The organism is Pseudomonas sp. OTU5201 (genome assembly GCF_038440135.1).
Lineage (GTDB): Bacteria > Pseudomonadota > Gammaproteobacteria > Pseudomonadales > Pseudomonadaceae > Metapseudomonas > Metapseudomonas resinovorans.
Genome location: NZ_JASATC010000005.1, coordinates 128,929 through 149,408 on the forward strand (window position 1 = coordinate 128,929; position 20,480 = coordinate 149,408).

General features: G+C 61.3%; 14 protein-coding genes and 1 pseudogene. 2 read left to right on the forward strand and 13 right to left on the reverse strand.

Going from position 1 to position 20,480, the window contains the following annotated elements:
• Positions 1-4: 4 nt before the first annotated feature.
• The 9 genes from gltB to AAHM40_RS04975 all read right to left on the reverse strand — a co-directional run bounded on the left by gltB (position 5) and on the right by AAHM40_RS04975 (position 13,014).
• Positions 5-4,450 (reverse strand): glutamate synthase large subunit, encoded by a 4,446-nt coding sequence (gene gltB, locus AAHM40_RS04935; RefSeq protein ID WP_342243665.1) that lies wholly within the window; start codon positions 4,448-4,450, stop codon positions 5-7.
• 252 nt (positions 4,451-4,702) lie between these two features.
• Positions 4,703-6,361: an AAA family ATPase gene (locus tag AAHM40_RS04940; protein WP_342243666.1), complete on the reverse strand. Its 1,659-nt coding sequence runs from the start codon at positions 6,359-6,361 to the stop codon at positions 4,703-4,705.
• 9 nt (positions 6,362-6,370) lie between these two features.
• Positions 6,371-7,474 carry a 3-dehydroquinate synthase gene (gene aroB, locus AAHM40_RS04945; protein ID WP_342243667.1) on the reverse strand — a complete coding sequence of 368 codons (1,104 nt, stop codon included), beginning with the start codon at positions 7,472-7,474 and terminating at the stop codon, positions 6,371-6,373.
• A gap of 51 nt (positions 7,475-7,525) precedes the next feature.
• Positions 7,526-8,044: a shikimate kinase AroK gene (gene aroK / locus AAHM40_RS04950; RefSeq protein WP_280284964.1), complete on the reverse strand. Its 519-nt coding sequence runs from the start codon at positions 8,042-8,044 to the stop codon at positions 7,526-7,528.
• Between the two features lie 5 nt (positions 8,045-8,049).
• Positions 8,050-10,146: a type IV pilus secretin PilQ gene (pilQ, locus tag AAHM40_RS04955; protein ID WP_342243668.1), complete on the reverse strand. Its 2,097-nt coding sequence runs from the start codon at positions 10,144-10,146 to the stop codon at positions 8,050-8,052.
• 57 nt (positions 10,147-10,203) lie between these two features.
• Positions 10,204-10,737: a type 4a pilus biogenesis lipoprotein PilP gene (gene pilP / locus AAHM40_RS04960; RefSeq protein ID WP_342243669.1), complete on the reverse strand. Its 534-nt coding sequence runs from the start codon at positions 10,735-10,737 to the stop codon at positions 10,204-10,206.
• On the reverse strand, positions 10,734-11,357 hold the full coding sequence (gene pilO / locus AAHM40_RS04965) for a type 4a pilus biogenesis protein PilO (RefSeq protein WP_342243670.1): 624 nt from the start codon (positions 11,355-11,357) through the stop codon (positions 10,734-10,736). The genes pilP and pilO overlap by 4 nt, the downstream gene beginning before the upstream one ends.
• Positions 11,354-11,950, reverse strand: coding sequence for a PilN domain-containing protein (locus AAHM40_RS04970; RefSeq protein WP_028630567.1), 597 nt, complete (start codon positions 11,948-11,950; stop codon positions 11,354-11,356). The genes pilO and AAHM40_RS04970 overlap by 4 nt, the downstream gene beginning before the upstream one ends.
• Positions 11,950-13,014 carry a pilus assembly protein PilM gene (locus tag AAHM40_RS04975; protein ID WP_342243671.1) on the reverse strand — a complete coding sequence of 355 codons (1,065 nt, stop codon included), beginning with the start codon at positions 13,012-13,014 and terminating at the stop codon, positions 11,950-11,952. The genes AAHM40_RS04970 and AAHM40_RS04975 overlap by 1 nt, the downstream gene beginning before the upstream one ends.
• Before the next feature lie 184 nt (positions 13,015-13,198).
• Here AAHM40_RS04975 and AAHM40_RS04980 point away from each other — a divergent pair, with 184 nt between their 5' ends.
• Entirely contained in the window at positions 13,199-15,634 is a 2,436-nt protein-coding gene (locus AAHM40_RS04980) for a penicillin-binding protein 1A (protein WP_342243672.1), read from the forward strand.
• Between the two features lie 110 nt (positions 15,635-15,744).
• A pseudogene (locus AAHM40_RS04985) lies at positions 15,745-16,484 on the forward strand (transposase).
• 126 nt (positions 16,485-16,610) lie between these two features.
• On the opposite strand, the gene AAHM40_RS04990 reads toward AAHM40_RS04985, so the two are convergent.
• The 4 genes from AAHM40_RS04990 to rpmE all read right to left on the reverse strand — a co-directional run bounded on the left by AAHM40_RS04990 (position 16,611) and on the right by rpmE (position 20,467).
• The gene (locus AAHM40_RS04990) at positions 16,611-17,879 is read right to left on the reverse strand and encodes a malic enzyme-like NAD(P)-binding protein (RefSeq protein WP_342243673.1); all 1,269 of its coding nucleotides are present in this window, start codon (positions 17,877-17,879) and stop codon (positions 16,611-16,613) included.
• Between the two features lie 100 nt (positions 17,880-17,979).
• Positions 17,980-19,431, reverse strand: a complete 1,452-nt coding sequence (locus AAHM40_RS04995; protein WP_342243674.1) for a M48 family metalloprotease — start codon at positions 19,429-19,431, stop codon at positions 17,980-17,982.
• Positions 19,428-20,228, reverse strand: coding sequence for a thermonuclease family protein (locus AAHM40_RS05000; RefSeq protein ID WP_342243675.1), 801 nt, complete (start codon positions 20,226-20,228; stop codon positions 19,428-19,430). The genes AAHM40_RS04995 and AAHM40_RS05000 overlap by 4 nt, the downstream gene beginning before the upstream one ends.
• 26 nt (positions 20,229-20,254) lie before the next feature.
• Positions 20,255-20,467, reverse strand: a complete 213-nt coding sequence (gene rpmE, locus AAHM40_RS05005) for a 50S ribosomal protein L31 (RefSeq protein ID WP_028629801.1) — start codon at positions 20,465-20,467, stop codon at positions 20,255-20,257.
• Between the last annotated feature and the right edge of the window lie 13 nt (positions 20,468-20,480).

Consider the following 20,480-nt stretch of genomic DNA (forward strand, 5'->3'; position numbering starts at 1 on the left):
GTTGTCATTGCGGGTTGGCACGGGTGCTGGAGAGCAGCGAAGCGAGGCTCGCGGCCTTCGGCTTGACCAGCCAGAACTTGCGCAGGTAATCGTCCAGGTTTTCCAGCAGGTGGGCACCCCAGTCGCTGGAAGTCTCCTTCACGTATTCGACCAGCACGCTGTGCAGGTGGCTACGGTAGGCCTCCATGGACTCGTTGCTGATGCGCTGGATTTCCACCAGTTCGTGGTTGACCCGGTCGACGAAGCTGTTGTCCTGGTCCAGTACGTAGGCGAAACCGCCAGTCATGCCGGATCCGAAGTTATATCCAGTCTTGCCCAGGACACAGACGAAACCGCCGGTCATGTACTCGCAGCAGTGGTCGCCGGTGCCTTCCACCACGGTGTGGGCGCCGGAGTTACGCACGGCGAAGCGCTCGCCTGCAGTTCCTGCGGCGAACAGCTTGCCACCCGTAGCACCGTAGAGGCAGGTGTTGCCAACGATGGCCGACTCCTGGCTCTTGAAGGGGCTGCCCTTGGGCGGAGTGATGACCACCTTGCCGCCAGTCATGCCCTTGCCCACGTAGTCGTTGGCATCGCCTTCGAGGTAGAGGTTCAGGCCACCAGCGTTCCACACGCCGAAGCTCTGGCCCGCGGTACCGCGGAAGCGGAAGGTCACCGGAGCATCCTTCATGCCCTGGTTGCCGTGGCGACGGGCGATCTCGCCGGAAATCCGCGCGCCGATGGAGCGGTCGCAGTTGCAGATGTCCAGGTCGTAGAAGCCGCCGGTCTTGCCTTCGACAGCCGCCTTGGAGATGTCCCACATCTTCTCGGCCAGCAGGCCCGGGTCGAAGGGCGGGTTCTTCTCAACGATGCAGAACTGCGGCTTGTCAGCCGGCACGTGGTCGCTGCCCAGCAGCGGGCTGAGATCCAGGTGGCCCTGCTTCTCGGTATCACCCGGCAGCATTTCCAGCAGGTCGGTTCGGCCGATCAGCTCACTCAGGCTGCGCACGCCCAGCTTGGCCAGCCATTCGCGAGTTTCTTCGGCGATGTAGGTGAAGAAGTTCATCACCATTTCGACGGTGCCGATGAAGTGGTCCTTGCGCAGCTTGTCGTTCTGGGTGGCGACGCCAGTGGCGCAGTTGTTCAGATGGCAGATACGCAGGTACTTGCAGCCAAGGGCGATCATGGGTGCGGTACCGAAGCCGAAGCTTTCGGCGCCGAGGATGGCCGCCTTGATCACGTCGAGGCCGGTTTTCAGGCCGCCGTCGGTCTGCACTCGGACCTTGCCACGCAGGTCGTTGCCGCGCAGGGTCTGGTGGGTTTCCGCCAGACCCAGTTCCCACGGGCTGCCCGCGTACTTGATGGAGGTCAGCGGGGATGCACCGGTACCACCGTCATAGCCGGAGATGGTGATCAGGTCAGCATAGGCCTTGGCCACGCCAGCGGCGATGGTGCCAACGCCCGCTTCGGCCACCAGCTTCACCGAGACCAGCGCCTGCGGGTTGACCTGCTTGAGGTCATAGATCAGCTGGGCAAGGTCTTCGATGGAGTAGATGTCGTGGTGCGGCGGCGGCGAAATCAGGGTGACGCCAGGCACTGCGTAACGCAGACGGGCGATCAGGCCGTTGACCTTGCCGCCGGGCAGCTGGCCACCTTCACCGGGCTTGGCGCCTTGGGCGACCTTGATCTGCAGTACTTCGGCGTTGACCAGGTATTCCGGGGTGACGCCGAAGCGGCCGGTCGCCACCTGTTTGATCTTGGAGCTCTTCACCGTGCCGTAGCGCGCCGGGTCTTCACCGCCCTCACCGGAGTTGGAACGGCCACCCAGGCGGTTCATGGCTTCGGCCAGTGCTTCGTGCGCTTCGGGAGACAGCGCGCCCAGGGAAATACCCGCCGCATCGAAGCGCTTGAAGATGGACTCCAGCGGCTCGATCTCGTCCAGCGGCAGCGGCTGGTCGATGGTCTTGACCTTGAGCAGGTCGCGTAGCATCGACACCGGGCGGGTGTCCACCAGCGCGGTGTATTCCTTGAACTTTTCGTAGTTGCCCTGCTGCACAGCGGCCTGCAGGGTATTCACTACGTCTGGGTTGTATGCGTGGTATTCGCCGCCGTAGACGAACTTCAACAGGCCGCCTTGCTGGATGGCCTTGCGGTTATTCCAGGCCTCATTGGCCAGCAGCTTCTGCTCCGACTCGATGTCGACGAAGCGAGCACCCTTGATGCGGCTGGCGACGCCACGGAAGCTGAGGTCCACCACTTCTTCGGACAGGCCGACGGCTTCGAACAGCTGCGCGCCACGGTAGGAAGCAATCGTGGAGATGCCCATCTTCGACAGGATCTTCAGCAGGCCCTTGGAGATGCCCTTGCGGTAGTGTTTGAAGACTTCGTACAGATCGCCCAGCACTTCGCCGGTGCGGATCAGGTCGGCCAGCACTTCATAGGCGAGGAAGGGGTACACGGCGGAAGCACCGAAGCCCACCAGCACGGCGAAGTGGTGCGGGTCGCGGGCAGTGGCGGTCTCGACCAAGATGTTGCAGTCGCAACGCAGGCCCTTCTCCACCAGACGGTGATGCACGGCGCCGACGGCCAGGGAGGCGTGGGCCGGCAGCTTGCCGGGCGCGATGTGGCGATCGGTCAGAACCAACAGGACCTTGCCGGAGCGCACGGCTTCTTCAGCCTGGTCGGCCATGTTGCGCACGGCTGCTTCGAGGCCGAGGCTTTCCTCGTAGTTCAGGTCGATGATCTGCCGCTCGAAGCCTGGACGATCCAGGCTCATCAGCGCGCTCCACTTGGCCGGGGAGATCACCGGGCTGCTGAGGATCACGCGGGTAGCGTGGTCAGGCGACTCGCTGAAGATATTGCGCTCGGCACCGAGGCAGATCTCCAGGGACATGACGATGGCTTCACGCAGCGGGTCGATCGGTGGGTTGGTGACCTGCGCGAACTGCTGACGGAAATAGTCGAACGGCGAACGCACGCGCTGAGACAGCACGGCCATGGGGGTGTCGTCTCCCATGGAACCAACCGCTTCCTGGCCCTGCTCGGCCAGCGGGCGCAGTACCTGGTCACGCTCCTCGAAGGTGACCTGGAACATTTTCATGTACTGCTTGAGCTGGTCGCTGTCGTAGCTGGCCACGCCGTGGTCGTCGTCGAGCTTGGCCTGGATGCGCACGGCACTCTGGCGCAGCCACTGCTTGTACGGATGGCGCGACTTCAGGCGGTTGTCGATGTCTTCGGTGTTGAGGACCTGGCCGGTCTCGGTATCCACCGCGAGGATCTGGCCCGGGCCGACACGGCCCTTGGCGATCACGTCTTCCGGCTTGTAATCCCACACACCGATTTCCGAGGCGAGGGTGATGTAGCCGTTCTTGGTGGTGACCCAGCGAGCCGGACGCAGGCCGTTACGGTCGAGCAGGCAAACGGCGTAGCGGCCGTCGGTCAGCACGACGCCGGCAGGGCCGTCCCAGGGCTCCATGTGCATGGAGTTGTATTCGTAGAAAGCGCGCAAGTCGGCATCCATGGTTTCCATGTTCTGCCAGGCCGGCGGGATGATCATGCGCACGCCACGGAACAGGTCGATGCCGCCGGTAACCATCAGCTCGAGCATGTTGTCCATGCTGGAGGAGTCGGAACCCACACGGTTGACCAGCGGGCCGAGCTCATCGATGTCGGGCAGTTGCTCGTTGGCGAACTTGGTGCGACGGGCTACCGCCCAGTTGCGGTTACCGGTGATGGTGTTGATCTCGCCGTTGTGGGCGAGGAAGCGGAAGGGCTGCGCCAGCGGCCACTTCGGCAGGGTGTTGGTAGAGAAGCGCTGGTGGAAGACGCAGATGGCGGTCTGCAGGCGTTCGTCACCCAGGTCCGGGTAGAACTGCTGCAGGTCGGCCGGCATCATCAGGCCTTTGTAGATGATGGTCTTGTGCGAGAAGCTGCAGATGTAGTGGTCGGCGTCAGCGGCGTTGGCCACGGAGGAGCGACGACGGGCGCTGAACAGCTTGACCGCCATCTCCTGGTCACCCAGACCTTCACCGCCGATGAATACCTGCTCGATCTGCGGCAGGCGCTCGAGGGCCAGACGGCCAAGGACGCTGGTGTCCACCGGAACCTTGCGCCAGCCGATCAGTTGCAGGCCCGCGGCGAGGATTTCGCGATTCATGTTCTCGCGAGCCGCTTCGGCACGAACCGGGTCCTGGTTGAAGAAAACCATGCCAACGGCGTACTGGGCCGGCAGATCGACCGCGAAAGTCTCCCTGGCAATAGCGCGCAGGAAAAGATCGGGCTTCTGGATCAACAGACCACAACCGTCGCCGGTCTTGCCGTCGGCGTTGATGCCGCCGCGGTGGGTCATGCAGGTCAGGGCTTCGATGGCGGTTTTCAGAAGATGGTGGCTCGCCTCGCCCTGCATATGGGCGATCAAGCCGAAACCGCAGTTATCCTTGAATTCATCAGGATGGTACAGACCTGCTTTCATAGGGGAACTCTCACCAGGGCTGCCTTAAGAAAAAGGCAGAATTGCTTTGTAATTCAACTCCTTACCATACGCGCCGGACTTGTCGCCAGCTTTTGCGTAGGCAAAGGGAGGTCATTGTACATAGCCCATTGGTCGACCACAAATCTTAGCGGCCAACTAGTGAAAGTCGATGTCGCAAAAATGAATGAATGAACCAGGAGGCCGTGCTAGCGACCACCCGGTCAGAAGGCGAGGGATCAGGCTCGCGCGGAACTAGCGAGCCATCTCCTGCTGGATGCTGGCGAAGGTCTTGGGCCAGGGTTTACCAGCCTGGACCTTGGCCGGCAAGGATTTGATCGCAGCTTGGGCAGCAGTGCGACTGGGGAAACTGCCATAGGTCACGACATAGAGCGCCTTGCCCTGATACTGCTTCTTGAAGTAGTGGTACTGGCCGCCATTCTGCTGAACGAAGGCTTTGGCGCTGTTTTCCGAACTGGTGCCAAGCACCTGCAGGGCGAAATGATTGCCGGTCTGGCTGCGATACCAACCATTGCCCGCACTCCCACCCGCAGCAGCGGCCGCAGGCGCCGACGTAGGTTTCTCAACCGGCTTGGCCGCAGCCTGACTCGGCGCAGGGGCCGGCTTGGAAGCCGGGGCCGAAACGGCCGCCGATGTCGGAGCCGGGGTGGCAGGTTTGGCGGGTGCGACCGGGGCAACAGGCACAGCTGCGACAGGCTGAGTCGGCAGGGGCAACGGTTGCGACGACGCAATGGGTTCTACTGATGCAGGCGCTGGACTGGCTGTCGCCCCCTGGGGCGGTGCAACGGTGGTGACGGTAGGCGGCACATTGGCGGTCGCATCGGGTGCCGGAGCATCTTCCGGCTCACCCTGGCCAGCTGCCTGCGCCAGCGGTTCGCGAATTACCGGCTGGGCTTCTCCCACCAACGGCAACGGCAGCGGCTGGGAGGAACCTGCAAACTCGACAGCCGGCGCGCCAGAATCATCCTGACTGCCAGCCTGGCCGGCTGGTGCCTGCCCCAACGGCACCTGGGCGGCGGGTGCAGTCTCAGCATTGCCCTCGTTGCGCCCCTGCATCATCCAGGCAGCAACCACGCCGACCCCGACTACTGCAAGGGCCAGCAGGTGCTTCTTCGGCAGGCTGAAGCCGGTAGCGGATTTCCGCGACGCGCCACGCTCGGCAAGCATCGCTTCGACCATGAAATCACGTGCCACCTGATTGATCGAACCGGGCCAGCCGCCGGATTGCAGGTGGATCTCTTCCACCTGCTCATCGCTCAGCAACTCGATGCCACGACCAGCACCTTCGAGGCGCTGAGCGAGGTACTCACGGGTTTCTTCCTGACTGTAGGGCTGCAGCTCAATGACATGGAAGCGCTCCTCCCCTTCAGCCAGAGCATCGAGGCGTGCCAGCAAGGAGTCTTCACCAAACAGGAATACGTGAGTGCGCGCCTCGACATTGCCCTCGGCCAAGGCCAGCAGGCTATCGAGAGACGCGTCATCCAGTTCTTCGGCGTCATCCACCAGGAGATACACCTCCTGGCCGGTCAGGGCGAGCTGGGCAACCTGGGCCAGAATGGAACGCACGTCAGCCTGGGCAACACTCAACCCCTGGGCGATCTGCCGTAGCAGACCTCCGGCTTCGACCGAATTGCGAGCCGATACCACGAGACTCTGCACGGCCTGTTTGTTGGTGCTGGCGACCAGGGCCTGACGCAGCAGGGTCTTGCCGCTGCCATGCGGACCGCTCACCACGAGCATCAGTTGGCTATAGCGCGCCAGATGGTGTAGCTGACCAAGCACCGGCTTGCGCTGGGCAGGGAAGAACTTGAAGCCAGGCACCCGCGCCGCGAACGGGTCATGGGTGAACTGGTAATGACCGAGGTAGGCCTCGTCGGCGTGCAGGCTGCTCATGGGAATCCTTTACTCTCCAAGCTTGTCGGCCAGGGCGCGATAGTCGGCGGCCAAGGTGGCCTCCAGCACATCGCGCGAATATTCGGCAGTCACGACGGCTTCGCCTATTCGGCGCAGCAGCACCAGGCGTAACTGGCCATCGAGCACCTTCTTGTCTACGGCCATATGCTGGCGGAATTGTTCCGGCGTCATGTCCGTCGGCGGTACGACCGGCAAGCCGGCACTGCGCAGGAGGCGAATAGCCGCATCGCGCTCGTCTGTTGAAATCCAGCCCAGACGACTGGACATCTCAAGGGCCATGACGGTACCCGCCGATACCGCCTCACCGTGCAACCAGGCACCGTAACCCTGCTGAGTCTCGATGGCGTGGCCGAAGGTATGGCCCAGGTTGAGAATGGCGCGCAGACCAGACTCACGCTCATCCACCCCGACCACCCTGGCCTTGGCGGCACAGGAGCGCTCGATGGCTTCGGTCAGGGCGCCGGCGTCGAGGCCGCGCAGGGCAGGCATCTTCTCATCGAGCCAGGGCAGGAACGACTCGTCACAGATCAGGCCGTACTTGATTACCTCGGCCAGGCCGGCAGACAGTTCGCGTTCCGGCAGGGTGCGCAGGCTGTCCGTGTCGATGATCACCGCCTTGGGCTGATAGAAGGCGCCGACCATGTTCTTTCCCAACGGATGGTTGATCCCAGTCTTGCCACCGACGGAGGAGTCCACCTGGGACAGCAGAGTGGTAGGTACCTGGATGAAGTCCACGCCACGCTGGTAGCAAGCTGCAGCAAAGCCGGCCATATCACCGATAACACCGCCCCCAAGGGCAATAACGGTGGTACGCCGATCATGGCGCGCGCCCAGCAGGGCGTCGAAGATCAACTGCAGGGTTTCCCAGTTCTTATGGGCCTCGCCATCGGGCAGCACAACCGGTAATACCGAATAGCCCTGCAAGGTCTGGGTCAGTTTCTCAAGATAGAGGGGCGCCACAGTCTCATTGGTGACGACAGCCACCTGCCGACCCGCGATATGCGGCGTGAAGAGCTCCGGCTGCGACAGCAGCCCGGAACCTATATGAATGGGATAGCTACGCTCGCCAAGATCGACCTGAAGTGTCCGCATGGGGCCCCCGACATAAAAAGGGCTAAAGGATAGCGCAGTTCCGCCCGCGCATTAACGGGGCGGCAGTGCCTGCAGGCGCGCCAGTATTTCTTGCACCACAAGGCGCGGCGGCCGCTCGTCGGTTTCGATGATGATATCGGCGATCTCGCGATAGAGCGGATCGCGAATCGCCATCAGGTCGCGAAGGACCTTTCCCGGATCAGCCGAGCGCAGCAGCGGGCGATTGCGGTCCCGAGCGGTCCGTTCGATCTGCTGCTCAACGGAGGTATGCAGATAGACAACCCGCCCGCCACAGCGCAAGGCCTGGCGGTTGGCCGGACGCAACACTGCGCCGCCGCCAGTCGCCAGGACGACACCGTCCTGCTCACAGAGCTCTTCGATCATCGCCTGTTCACGATCACGAAAGCCTTGCTCACCCTCGACGTCGAATATCCAAGGGATATTCGCTCCGGTGCGCTGTTCGATTTCCTTATCGGAGTCCTTGAAGGGAAGTCGCAGTTCTTTTGCAAGCAAACGCCCGATGGTGCTTTTTCCTGCCCCCATCGGGCCGATCAGAATCAAATTTCGCACCGATATCAGCGACTCACCGCAATTGCCTGGTTGTTCATGATACGGGGAGTGAGGAATACCAGTAGCTCGGATTTCTTGTCCTGAACCACGTCGCGACGGAACATGCGGCCGAGGAAGGGCAGGTCGCCGAGGAAGGGCACCTTGTCCACCGCCTTGGTTTGGGTGTTGGAGAATACCCCACCTATGACAATGGTTTCACCATCGTTGACCAGTACCTTGGCGTTGACTTCGTTTTTGTTGATCGGCGGTACGCCGTTCAGGGCGTTGGCGAAGTCCGGAGCATCCTTGGTGACCTTGACTTCCATGATGATGCGGTTGTCCGGGGTGATCTGCGGAGTCACCTCGAGGGACAGGGCCGCCTCCTTGAAGGACGTGCTGGTGGCGCCGCTGGAACTGGCCTCCTGATAGGGAATCTCGGAACCCTTCAGGATCTTTGCAGTTTCCTTGTCAGAGGTGACCACTTTGGGTTGCGACACGATCTCGCCGTTGCCGGTCTTCTCCATGGCCGACAGCTCGAGGTCGAGAATGGTGTTATCGGTGATGAAACCGATACCAATGCTCGAGGTAGGGTCGCTGGCACCAAGGTCGACGAATGGAGCGTTCGCCAGGTTCACGTTGCCTGCCTGCGAAGCACCCGGGCGACCGGCGCCACCGCCACCGACAACGAAGTTGTTGTCACCAATGCTCGCGCCACGCCATTCGACACCCAAGGCCTTGTCGTAGTCGACGTTGGCTTCGACGATGCGCGCCTCGATCATTACCTGACGAACCGGGATATCCAGTTGGGCAACGATGCGGCGCAATTCGCCCAGCTTGTCCTCGGTCTGGTAGGCGATGATGCTATTTGTGCGGTCATCCACGGTAATGGAGCCGCGCTCATCGGTACCGGCGGCACTCGGGTCGCCGCTGGTGACGGACTGGAACAGCTTGGCGATATCCGCAGCCTTCGCGTAGTTCACCTGGATCAGCTCACGACGCAGGGGAGCGAGTTCGGCGATCTGCTTTTGCGATTCCAATTCCTGACGCTCGCGAGCGGCAATTTCGTCAGCCGGCGCGACCAGCAGCACGTTGCCGACCTTGCGCTTGTCCAGGCCCTTGGTCTTCAGCACCAGGTCCAGAGCCTGATCCCACGGGACATTCTGCAGGCGCAGGGTGATGTTGCCCTGCACGGTGTCCGAAGCGACCAGGTTCAAGTCGGTGAAGTCGGCAATCAGCTGCAATACCGAGCGCACATCGATGTCCTGGAAATTCAGCGACAGCTTCTCGCCAGAGTAGGCAAACCGCTCCGCCCTGCGCTTCTCCACATCATCCTGAGTCAGCGGCTTGATACTAACGGTGAGCTTGTTGTCGGTCTGGTAGGCCAGGTAGTCATAGAAGCCGGTAGGTTCGATGCTGATGCTGGCGTTGCTGCCGGAACCCGAGGCGCTGACAAACTGCACCGGAGTAGCGAAGTCCTTCACATCCAGGCGTACACGCAAAGGTTCTGGCAGCTGGGTCTTGGAGAAGTCCAGGCGAATCTTGCCGCCCTGTTCCTGAATGTCGGGGCTGACGCTAGGGTCGGACAGGGTAATGACCACATTGCCCTCACCCTGCTCACCACGCTGGAAGTCGATGTTTTCGATGGCGCGATCGGCACGGCCATAGCTCTTGACCGGCTGCGAAGCCGTCAGGGGGGCAGCAGCCGGAGCTGGCGCGGACGCCGTGGTGCGCGGAGCGGCGGACGCGGAATCTCCCACCAGGACATAAAGGTTTCGACCCTCCACACGAGTGCTATAGGGCACCAGAGTAGACAGGTTGATGATCAGACGGGTGCGGTCCTTGGCCTCGACCACCGTCACACTGCGGGCGTTGCCTACGCCCAACTCTCGGTTCTTGGTGCCTAGCTTGTTCGACACGCCTGGAAGGTCCAGGGCGATGCGCGCAGGCTGCTCAATGGTATAGCCACGGGGAGCGACCACCGGCTCGTCGAAAGCCAGCTTGAGTTCAACCCTGTCGCCCGGAAGGGCCGCAACATCCAGCGCCTGCAGGTTCGCAGCCAGCAGCGCTGGCGACAGCAGTGCAGCCAATAGCGTGATACCAAGGCGCGATAGCGAGCTTTTCATCATCTGGTTCCGTTGTGCAGACCGGTAGTTATTCTTCATCGGTGATTCACCTCGCCCTCAAGAGCGCTCTCTGAGCGCGAGACTCCGCGGACGTTCCAGCCATCCGCCTTCTCCATCCGGGACAATCTCGACCACGTCGACCTTGGCTTCATCGATGCCAACGATGCGGCCGTGGTTACGCCCCAGATAGTCACCCACCTTGACCCGATGCACCCCTCCTGCACCATTGATCAAGGCAAAGGTTCCCGAGCCATTGGACAGGGTACCGACCATTTCGAAGGACTCGATGTTGAAGCCCTCTAGGAATTGCTTGACGCGGGTCTCGTCCGGATGAACGTCCTTCGACCCCTTTTGCTGCTTGGCCAGATCGATCTTGATCGGCGGTTGGAAGGGGCTGCGCAATGCCGAAGCACTGTACGTGAAGGCTTCATAAGGCTGGAATTTCGGCAAGGGCTCGATGGACCCCTTCGGGCGAGCGCGCACCTCATCCATATAAGCCTGGAGGTCACCAAAGTCGCTGCCAGCACCGCAACCGGAAAGACTGGCGAGCATAAGGGCACAAAGTGCCAAGCGGGCGCGAGGACTACTCATTTCTGCAGCCCCTTGTCGTTGTAGCGGTAAGTCTTGGCCAGGATTGACATACGCAACTTGGAGCCGCTGTCCTGGTCAACAGGTTTGATGTCGAAATCATGCAGGGTGACGATTCGCGGCAGGCTGGCGACGCCACTGACGAAGGTCGCCAGGTCGTGGTAACCGCCAACCACCGAAATCTGGATCGGCAGCTCGATATAGAACTGCTGGGCAGCCTCCGGCAGCAACTTGATCTCTTCGAACTCGAGACCGCTGCCCAGACCTGTACGGGTGATGTCTTCCAGCAAGCCCGGCACTTCGGTGTCGCTTGGCAACTGACGCAACAGGGCACCGAAGGAGGTCTCCATCTCCTTCATCTGCTCCTTGTAGGCTTCCAGGTTCGCGGCCTGGAAAGCCTTGGCAGCGAACTGCTCCTTTAGAGTCACCTCTTCGGCACGCTTCGAGTCCAGTTGCAGCTCAAGATCCTTGAGATGGAAGTTGTAACCCAGCGCCAGCACCAGTATCAGCAGCAGTATGCAAGTGATGACCTTGACCGCAATGGGCCAGGACCCCAGGTTGTTGACGTCCAGATCGGCCAGATCGATCTTGCGCAGGCTTTCGAGGGAGTCGGAGAAACTCATTTCGCGGCTCCTTTGGTGGCGGCGTTCTTGCCGTTTTCCTCTTCGGAGCCCGGCTGGGTCTGCTGCACGGTCAACTGAAACACGTTGGCCTGGTCCACTGCCCCCGCAGTAATCGCCTTGACCTCGGTGAGATTCGGCGAAACCAGCCACTCCGAGGCATCCAGATTACGCATCAGGTTGGAAACCCGGTTGTTCGACTCGGCGGCGCCAACAATAGCGATGCTTTTCCCGGTCATTTTCAGACCGGTGAAGAAGACACCATCGGGCAGGGTACGCACCAACTGGTCGAATACACGACCAATGATCGGTCGATTGCCCTGCAGGTCCTGAATGATCTTCATCCGCTCAAGAAGCTGCTGACGACGGGTCTTCAGCTCGCTGATTTCCTTGATCCTGGCATCCAGGACAGCAATTTCCTTGCGAACGAAGTCATTGCGCGCCTGCTGGTTCTCGATGGCGCTGTTCAGGTACTGGTCACCCAGGAACACTGCACCGGCGCCCAGCGCCAGAATGGCTCCCATTGCCACCAGGAAGCGCTGCTTGCGCTCCTCGCGCAGTTGCTCCCGCCAGGGGAGTAGGTTGATGCGCGCCATCAGTCGAAACTCCTCATCGCCAAGCCGCAAGCAATCATCAGCGCCGGCGCGTCACTAGCAAGCGCGCCCGCATTGACCTTGCTACTCAGCGCCATGTCGGCGAATGGGTTGGCAACCAGGGTCGGCGTGCCGATCTTCTGCTGGATCAGCCGATCCAGATCGGGAATCGAAGCCGTACCACCCGCCAGGAGGATGTAATCCACATCGTTGAACTGACCCGCGGCGAAGAAGAATTGAAGCGAGCGGGAAACCTGCTGGACGACTGCATCCTTGAACGGTTGCAGAACCTCGCTGTCGTAGTCATCCGGAAGACCACCTTGCTTCTTGGCAAGGCCAGCTTCTTCGACCGAAAGCCCATAACGCCGCTGGATCTCTTCGGTAAGTTGGCGACCACCGAAGAGCTGCTCACGGGTATAGATGGTGCGCCCGTTGTGCAGGACGCTGAGGGTGGTCATGGTGGCGCCGATATCAACGACCGCTACCGTCAACTCGTCATGCGAATCACCGAACTGGGCCGAAAGCAGCGAATAGGCGCGTTCCAGCGCATAGGCTTCAACGTCGACCACCCTGGCAGTGAGGCCGGCCAGCGCAAGCGCGGCCTCGCGCACTTCGACGTTCTCCTTCCGGCAAGCTGCCAGTAGTACGTCGACTCGCTCCGGGTTGCGCGCGGATGGCCCCTGCACCTCGAAGTCGATAGAAACTTCTTCCAGCGGATAGGGGATGTACTGGTCGGCCTCGATCTTCAGCTGGTTCTCCAGATCATCATCGGAGAGCCCGGCTTCCATTTCGATGGTCTTGGTGATCACGGCCGAACCGGCCACGGCCACCGCGACAGCCTTGACACCGGTACGCGCCTTCGTGACCACACGGGAAAGCGCTTGCCCAACGCCCTCCAGCTCGGCGATGTTCTTTTCGACAACCGCGTTTGGTGGGAGTGGCTCGACGGCATAGGACTCCACTTTGAAGCGGCTTCCCGAGCGACTCAATTCAAGGAGCTTGACTGAGGTCGAGCTGATGTCGATCCCCAACAGCGAATTCGCTTTCTTATTGAAGAGCCCTAGCACGACCGATTTCCTATCAGCGTCCGAGACTTACGGACGATTTATGTTTTTCCACATTAAATAGCAGTCTTGACAGAAGCGCAAATGGCTCCCCCGGAAAAAAAACGCTTATAATGTGATCGGCTTTTGCCTTTTATCATCGTCTTTCGCTTAACTCATTCTTTTGTCTGGAAATCCATAAGCCTTGATGCGCCTGCTGAAGTTTTTCTGGTGGTCCCTCGTCGCCGTTTTCTGTGGCCTGCTGCTCAGTTTCAGCGGCGCCTACCTCTATCTTAGCCCCAGCCTTCCGTCCGTCGACTCGCTACGCAGGATTCAGCTCCAGATCCCGCTGCGCGTCTACAGCAGCGATGGCAAGCTGATCGCGGAGTTCGGCGAGATGCGCCGCTCGCCAGTGCGTTTCGCCGACATCCCGCCGGATTTCATCAAGGCCCTCCTGGCTGCCGAGGACGACAATTTCGCAAACCATTATGGCGTCGACCTCACCAGCCTGATGCGCGCTGCCACGCAATTATTGAAGACTGGCCACATCCAGACAGGCGGCAGCACCATCACCATGCAGGTGGCGAAAAACTACTTCCTCACCAGCGAAAGAAGTTTCTCCCGCAAGATCAATGAAATATTGCTAGCCCTGCAAATTGAACGGGAACTCAGCAAAGATGAAATTCTTGAACTTTATGTGAACAAGATCTACCTCGGTAACCGCGCCTACGGTATCGAAGCCGCCGCACAGGTCTATTACGGCAAGTCCATTCGCGAACTCAGCCTGGCACAGATGGCAATGATCGCCGGCCTGCCCAAGGCCCCCTCGCGCTTCAATCCGCTGGTCAATCCGACGCGCAGCAAGGAACGACGCGACTGGATCCTCGGACGCATGTACAAGCTTGGCCGAATCGATGACGCCCGCTACCAGCAGGCACTCAACGAGCCGATCAATGCCAGCTACCACGTTCCCACGCCTGAACTGGCCGCGCCCTATATTGCCGAGATGGCCCGCGCCGAGATGGTCGGCCGCTACGGCAGTGACGCTTACACTGAAGGTTTCCGCGTCACCACCACCGTCCCCAGCGACCTCCAGCAAGCCGCCAACACTGCCCTGCGCGAAGGCCTGATCGAGTACGACCAACGCCACGGCTACCGCGGCCCGGAAACCCGCCTACCGGGTATGACCAAGGAAACCTGGCTGCAGGAACTGACCAAGCAGAAGTCTCTTGGTGGCTTGGAGCCAGCCATCGTCACCCAGGTAGAGAAGAGCGGCATCCTGGTCCTGACCCGGAGTGGGCAGGAAGAGGCTGTGAGCTGGGACAGCATGAAGTGGGCCCGCCCCTTCCTTAACACCAACAGCCTCGGCCCACGCCCGCAACAGCCCGCTGACGTCACCCAGGTCGGTGATCTGATTCGCGTACAGCGTCAGGCCGATGGAAGCCTGCGCTTCGTTCAGCTTCCCGCTGCGCAGAGCGCCCTGGTTTCACTGGATCCGAATGACGGCGCCATTCGTGCCCTGGTCGGCGGCTTCTCCTTCGAGCAGAGCAACTACAACCGCGCCGCGCAAGCCAAGCGCCAGCCGGGCTCGAGCTTCAAGCCGTTCCTTTATGCCGCGGCCCTGGACAACGGTTTCACCGCCGCCAGCCTGGTGAACGACGCCCCCATCGTCTTTCAGGAAGCAGGTATGGAAGAAGCCTGGCGCCCGAAGAACGACAACAACACCTTCCTCGGCCCGATCCGCCTGCGCGAAGCCCTGTACAAGTCGCGCAATCTGGTGTCGATCCGCGTACTGCAGGCCATCGGCATCGACTATGCGCTGAACTACATCAGCCGTTTCGGCTTCAACAAGGATGACTTGCCGCGCAACCTATCCATGGCGCTTGGCACGGCCAACCTCACTCCACTGGAGATCGCCGGGGGCTGGAGCGCCTTCGCCAACGGCGGCTACAAGGTGCAGCCTTATCTGATCGATCGCATCGAAAGCCGCGACGGCAAGGTCCTGTTCGTTGCCAATCCGCCTCGAGTTCCAGCGAGCGAGGCGCAATCCAGCGAAGTCGCACAGGCGAATGCCGCGCCGGATACCCTGCTCGCCTCCACCGACGCCTCTGCCCCCCAAAGCCAGACACCGGCCACTGCAGAGCGCATCGTCGACCCGCGCACCACCTACATCCTCAATAGCATGCTGCAGGATGTGATCAAACGCGGAACCGGTCGCCGTGCGCTGTCCATGGGTCGCAACGACATCGCTGGCAAGACCGGCACCACCAACGAATCGAAGGACAGCTGGTTCTCCGGCTACAACGCAGACTACGTCACCACTGTCTGGGTTGGCTTCGACCAGCCGGAAAGCCTGGGCCGCCATGAGTACGGCGGCACCGTCGCGCTGCCGATCTGGATGAACTATATGGGCACGGCCTTGAAGGATAAGCCGGCCCACGTCCAGCCCGAGCCCGCAGGCCTACTGACCCTGCGCATCGATCCCCTGAGCGGTCGCGCCGCCAGCCCCGGCACGGCAGATGGGTTCTTCGAGCTGTTCAAGAGCGAAGACACACCGCCGCCAATGAGCGAGCTGGATCCGGGCCTGGCCATCCCCGGCAGCCCGCTGCCCGCCGACGAGGCTGCCCCCATCGACCTGTTCTGAGGAACAGGCGCCCAATAAAAAGCCCCGCGATTCAGACCATGTGAAAGCCTAGCCGTCTGAGTCGAGGCTGAAGACAATGCCCGTATCGTTCGATACGGGCATTGTCGTTTATGGGCTTCATCCAGGGAGAGGCGCGCGGTCAGGACAGCCTGTTTCCGCCGTCGCTGGACGAGCGGGTTCCCGAAGACCACCTGGTGCGGGTGATCGAGGTCTACGTGGCGCGGTTGGATCTGCAGGTGCTGGGTTTCAGCAAGGCACAGCCGGGTCGAACCGGGCGTCCGCCCTACGACCCGGCGGACCTGCTCAAGCTCTACCTGTACGGCTACTTCCAGCGCATCCGCTCTTCCCGTCGCCTGGAGGCCAAGTGCCGGCGCAATGTCGAGGTGATGTGGCTGCTGGGGCGGGTGACACACTGCTGTTCGACCGCAGTGCCTTTAGCTAGGACGCGGAAACCGACCAGTACCCGTGTCCGGCGGGCCAGTGGCTACCGCTCAAACAGGTCAAGGGCAGCCAGCGCATCTACGCCGTACGCAGCGACTGCAGTGACTGCCCGTTGAAGCCGCAGCGCACCAACCCCCGGCGTCGACACATGACCCGGCATGCCCATGAAGCGGCGTTTGCGCGGATGCAGCAGCGGATGCAAGCGCACCCGGAGATGATGGTCAGGCGCCGATCCATCGTCGAACACCCCTTCGGCAACCTGAAGCAGTGGATCCTGGGCAACGGCCGCTTCCTGCTCCGCCAGTTGCAGGACGCACGCACGGAAACGCCCCTGGCGGTAAACGCCTACAACCTGAAACGAGCCCTCAACGTGCTCGGCGCCCATCGGTTGATCGAGTTGATGGGATAAATCCCGCTCCTCTCTTTCGATTACCCAGAAACGCCAACGCCCCGAACCAGTCGGGGCGTTGGTGTGGCCTGCACTCAGGGAGTTTTCACACGGCCTGTAGTGCGGGGCTTCTTATTACCTCTCGACTTAGCCGTTGAACACGTCATCCACCGACGTCAGCGGATAGTGCTTCGGATACGGCAGGGTCGCTACGCCGGACTCGATGGCGGCCTTGGCCACAGCATCGGAAACCACGGTGATCAGGCGTTTGTCCATGGGCTTCGGAATGATGTACTCACGACCGAACTCCAGGGATGCCACGTTGTAGGCATCGCAGACGTCCTTCGGTACCGGCTCCTTGGCCAGGTCGCGCAGGGCATTAGCGGCGGCGATCTTCATTTCCTCGTTGATGCGGGTGGCGCGCACGTCCAGGGCACCGCGGAAGATGAAAGGGAAGCCCAGAACGTTGTTGACCTGGTTCGGATAGTCGGAACGACCGGTGGCCATGATCACGTCGCTGCGGGTCTCGTGAGCCAGCTCCGGCTTGATCTCCGGGTCCGGGTTGGAGCAGGCGAAGACGATCGGGTTGGCCGCCATGCGCTTGAGGTCTTCCGGACTCAGCAGGTTGGCGCCGGACAGGCCGACGAACACGTCCGCACCGTCGAGTGCTTCGGACAGGGTGCGCTTGTCGGTTTCGTGGGCGAACACGGCCTTGTACTGGTTCAGGTCGTCGCGACCGGCGTGGATCACGCCTTTACGGTCGATCATGAAGATGTTCTCGACATTGGCACCCATGCTCACCAGCAGCTTCATGCAGGAGATCGCGGCAGCACCGGCGCCGAGGCAGACGATCTTGGCTTCGGCCAGAGATTTGCCTGCGATTTCCAGGGCATTGAGCATGCCGGCAGCGGTCACGATTGCCGTGCCGTGCTGGTCATCGTGGAACACCGGAATGTCGCACTGCTCGATCAGGGTACGCTCGATTTCGAAGCACTCGGGCGCCTTGATGTCTTCGAGGTTGATGCCACCGAAGGTAATGGAAATGCGCTTTACGGTATCGATGAAGGCCTGCGGGCTTTCAGCGTCCACTTCGATGTCGAATACGTCGATGCCTGCGAAACGCTTGAACAGAACGCCTTTGCCCTCCATCACCGGCTTGGAGGCCAGCGGGCCAAGGTTGCCCAGACCGAGGATGGCAGTGCCGTCAGAAATAACCGCTACCAGATTGCCCTTGCCGGTGTACTTGAAGGCCAGTTCGGGATCACGCGCGATTTCGCGTACCGGCTCGGCAACGCCCGGGCTGTAAGCCAGCGACAGGTCGCGGGCGGTAGCGGTCGGCTTGGTCAGCTCGACACTGAGTTTCCCGGGGCGGGGTTGGGCATGGTATTCGAGAGCGGCCGTTTTCAGATCAGACATTTTGGCATTTCCGCTTTTTGCTTGTGACAGACGTGACGGGCGAGCATACGCAAGATGCATGGGGCTAACAAGACCGTTCAGTCACCCGGCGTCAACCCCTCTAACGTAAGACTTTTAGCCAATCTCCTGGCCTCGGCTCGCCGATTGGATACAAATTATTGAGCAATCGAATACGATTTTCCAGATCCACTTGCGTACCCGGCAGTTTGCTCTCTCTAGCCAGGCTGGCAATGGTCTGCCCCGACTTCACCTGGATCAGGTGCAGTCGTAATGGCTGGGCCAGGGCGTACTCTTCCTTCTTCAGCGGGCGGAAGCTCTTGATAACAGACATGAAGTGATCGTCCTGGCTTTCCAGCGAGGCCCGATTGCGAATGGCACCGACGAACAGGTACGCCTTGTCGTCCTTGTAGATCACCGCCACTCGCCGCGCCGGAGTACCCGGAAGCACCGCAGTAGCCCCTTGTAGCCCCGCTTGCTGCAACGGCTCCTCCATGGACAGGCGCTGACCGGCCTTTTGTCGCAGGTAGTCTGCAGGCGTCAGGGTTGGCTTGCGGCCATCCAGAGTCATGGCGATGAATGCCTGTTGGTCGGCGCTGTGGGTGATCACCGCATCAGGGCGATTGACCAGCCCCCAGCCGTCCGGCAAATGCAGTGTGAAATCCAGTTCGGCGTGGTAGAAGTTCTGGTCACGACGCACGCCAGTTTCCGCCGAATCGCCGAAAGGTAGTCCCTCGAGATGCTTGAGGAATACCTCCCGGTTCACCAATTGATTGCCGCCAGCCAGCGCGCTTGCCGGCCCCACCACCTGTTGCAGACGGGTATCGTTGTCAGGGTGCGTGTCGAACAGCCCGTGATAACCCGACGGTGGCGCGGATTGACCCTTGCGCTGAGCCTGGTCGCGGGCGAACTCCTCCTGGTTTTTCAGCACTTTCACCACGTCGATCATGGCCTGGGGGTCATAACCACTGCGCGCCAGGTACTGGGCTCCGAGACCGTCAGCCTCCAGCTCCATATCGCGCCCATAGCCACGCACGAATGCGGTACCCAGTACATTGGTCAGGTCGCCGGCGGCACCGACACCGGTACCGATGGCCACCGCCTGCCCGAGGATGTTCCAGGCGGTGGACTGGCTCTGCTGCTGCACGCTGTGCCGCGCGGTGACATGCCCCACTTCGTGCCCCAGCACCGCGGCGAGTTCAGCCTCAGAGCTCAGGTACGCCAGCAGTCCGCGGTTGATATAGATGTAGCCACCCGGCAGAGCGAAGGCGTTGATATCAGGTGAGTCAACCACGGTGAACAGGTAGGGGATGTTATTGCGGTGACTGTGACGGGCGACACGCGCACCCACTTCCTGCACATAGGCCTGCAGCTTTTCATCCGCGTATCGCGGATTCTGCTTGGCGATTTCCTGGTTGTAGCGGCGTCCGAGATCCAGCTCCTGCTGCTCGCTCATCATCACAAAGTTGGTCTTACCGGTTGCAGGGTTGACTGCACAACCGACCAATTGGGAAGAAGCAAGCAGTAGCGCCATGACGAGCGCAGCGGATCTCATCGAATCACCTCGAGCATTCCATTGTGGGTAAGGGGGAGCATCCAGCGGGAATCCCTCGTATTAACGCCGCCCCTACGCGCGCGGTCAATTACCCAGCCCCGCGCCTCTACACGCCGCCCCACCAGGCGCTGCAGCGCGGCCGCATCGAACTGGCGCAATTGCTTCAGCTCGATCCGCAATACCAGCGGCCCCTCCAGCTGGAGCCAGACGCCGCCGCGGTTGCGATCAACCTTCGTCACTCGCCCCTGCACCAGCGCAAAGCCACTCTGCCGCAGCTGCCAGGGCGACTGCAGGGGCGGGCGACGCCAAAGCCCACGACCAGCCCGGCGCGCCGCGCGCTCGGCGATAGCGTGGCAGTCACTCAAGGCGGCGTTGGGGCCAATGGCGATGCGAAACGCCAAGCCCTCGGCAAGCAGGTACTCCTCAAGGTTTCGTCCGCGACTGTCGTACAGGTGCGCCAGCGTCCGACCGTACCTGTCTTTAGATTCGCGCCCGAGCCGAAGCCCCACCCATCCGCCGCTGGACTTCACCAGCTCGCCCAAGCGCTGGCGTGCCGCTTTGGCGTAGGGTTCATCCGACCGCCCCTTGCGCGCCAACTCGGGCGCATTCAGACCGATCATACGAATGCTTCGCCCATCGGTCAGACGCAGGGTGTCGCCATCAACGACTTTTCGGACTTTATAAGTAGGAAGCTTACCCGGAGCCGGGCAGGCGGCCTGCAGGGCGAAACTCAGTGCCCAGAAAAAGAAAAAGGCGCCTGCTAGAGGCGCCTTTTTTGTCAGCGGGGACGTGGCCACTGGGCCTTCCCGGGCTGCCCGGACCCTTACTTGGTGCCGAACACGCCGAAACGCTGCTTGAAGCGATCGATACGGCCGCCGGTGTCCAGAACCTTCTGCTTACCGGTATAGAACGGGTGGCACTCGGAGCATACGTCGAGGCTGATGTTCTTACCCAGGGTGGAGCGGGTTTTGATGACGTTACCGCAGCTGCAGGTAGCTTCGATCGCTACGTACTCGGGATGGATTTCCGGTTTCATTGCTTGATCCTCA

What these genes read in the sequence shown, in the direction of transcription:
- rpmE (WP_028629801.1), bottom strand. Translation starts at nt 20,467, where the DNA reads ATGAAACCGGAAATCCATCCCGAGTACGTAGCGATCGAAGCTACCTGC.
- AAHM40_RS04995 (WP_342243674.1), bottom strand. Translation starts at nt 19,431, where the DNA reads ATGAGATCCGCTGCGCTCGTCATGGCGCTACTGCTTGCTTCTTCCCAA.
- pilQ (WP_342243668.1), bottom strand. Translation starts at nt 10,146, where the DNA reads ATGAAAAGCTCGCTATCGCGCCTTGGTATCACGCTATTGGCTGCACTG.
- AAHM40_RS04990 (WP_342243673.1), bottom strand. Translation starts at nt 17,879, where the DNA reads ATGTCTGATCTGAAAACGGCCGCTCTCGAATACCATGCCCAACCCCGC.
- AAHM40_RS04940 (WP_342243666.1), bottom strand. Translation starts at nt 6,361, where the DNA reads ATGAGCAGCCTGCACGCCGACGAGGCCTACCTCGGTCATTACCAGTTC.
- aroB (WP_342243667.1), bottom strand. Translation starts at nt 7,474, where the DNA reads ATGCGGACACTTCAGGTCGATCTTGGCGAGCGTAGCTATCCCATTCAT.
- pilO (WP_342243670.1), bottom strand. Translation starts at nt 11,357, where the DNA reads ATGAGTTTCTCCGACTCCCTCGAAAGCCTGCGCAAGATCGATCTGGCC.
- gltB (WP_342243665.1), bottom strand. Translation starts at nt 4,450, where the DNA reads ATGAAAGCAGGTCTGTACCATCCTGATGAATTCAAGGATAACTGCGGT.
- AAHM40_RS04980 (WP_342243672.1), top strand. Translation starts at nt 13,199, where the DNA reads ATGCGCCTGCTGAAGTTTTTCTGGTGGTCCCTCGTCGCCGTTTTCTGT.
- pilP (WP_342243669.1), bottom strand. Translation starts at nt 10,737, where the DNA reads ATGAGTAGTCCTCGCGCCCGCTTGGCACTTTGTGCCCTTATGCTCGCC.
- AAHM40_RS04970 (WP_028630567.1), bottom strand. Translation starts at nt 11,950, where the DNA reads ATGGCGCGCATCAACCTACTCCCCTGGCGGGAGCAACTGCGCGAGGAG.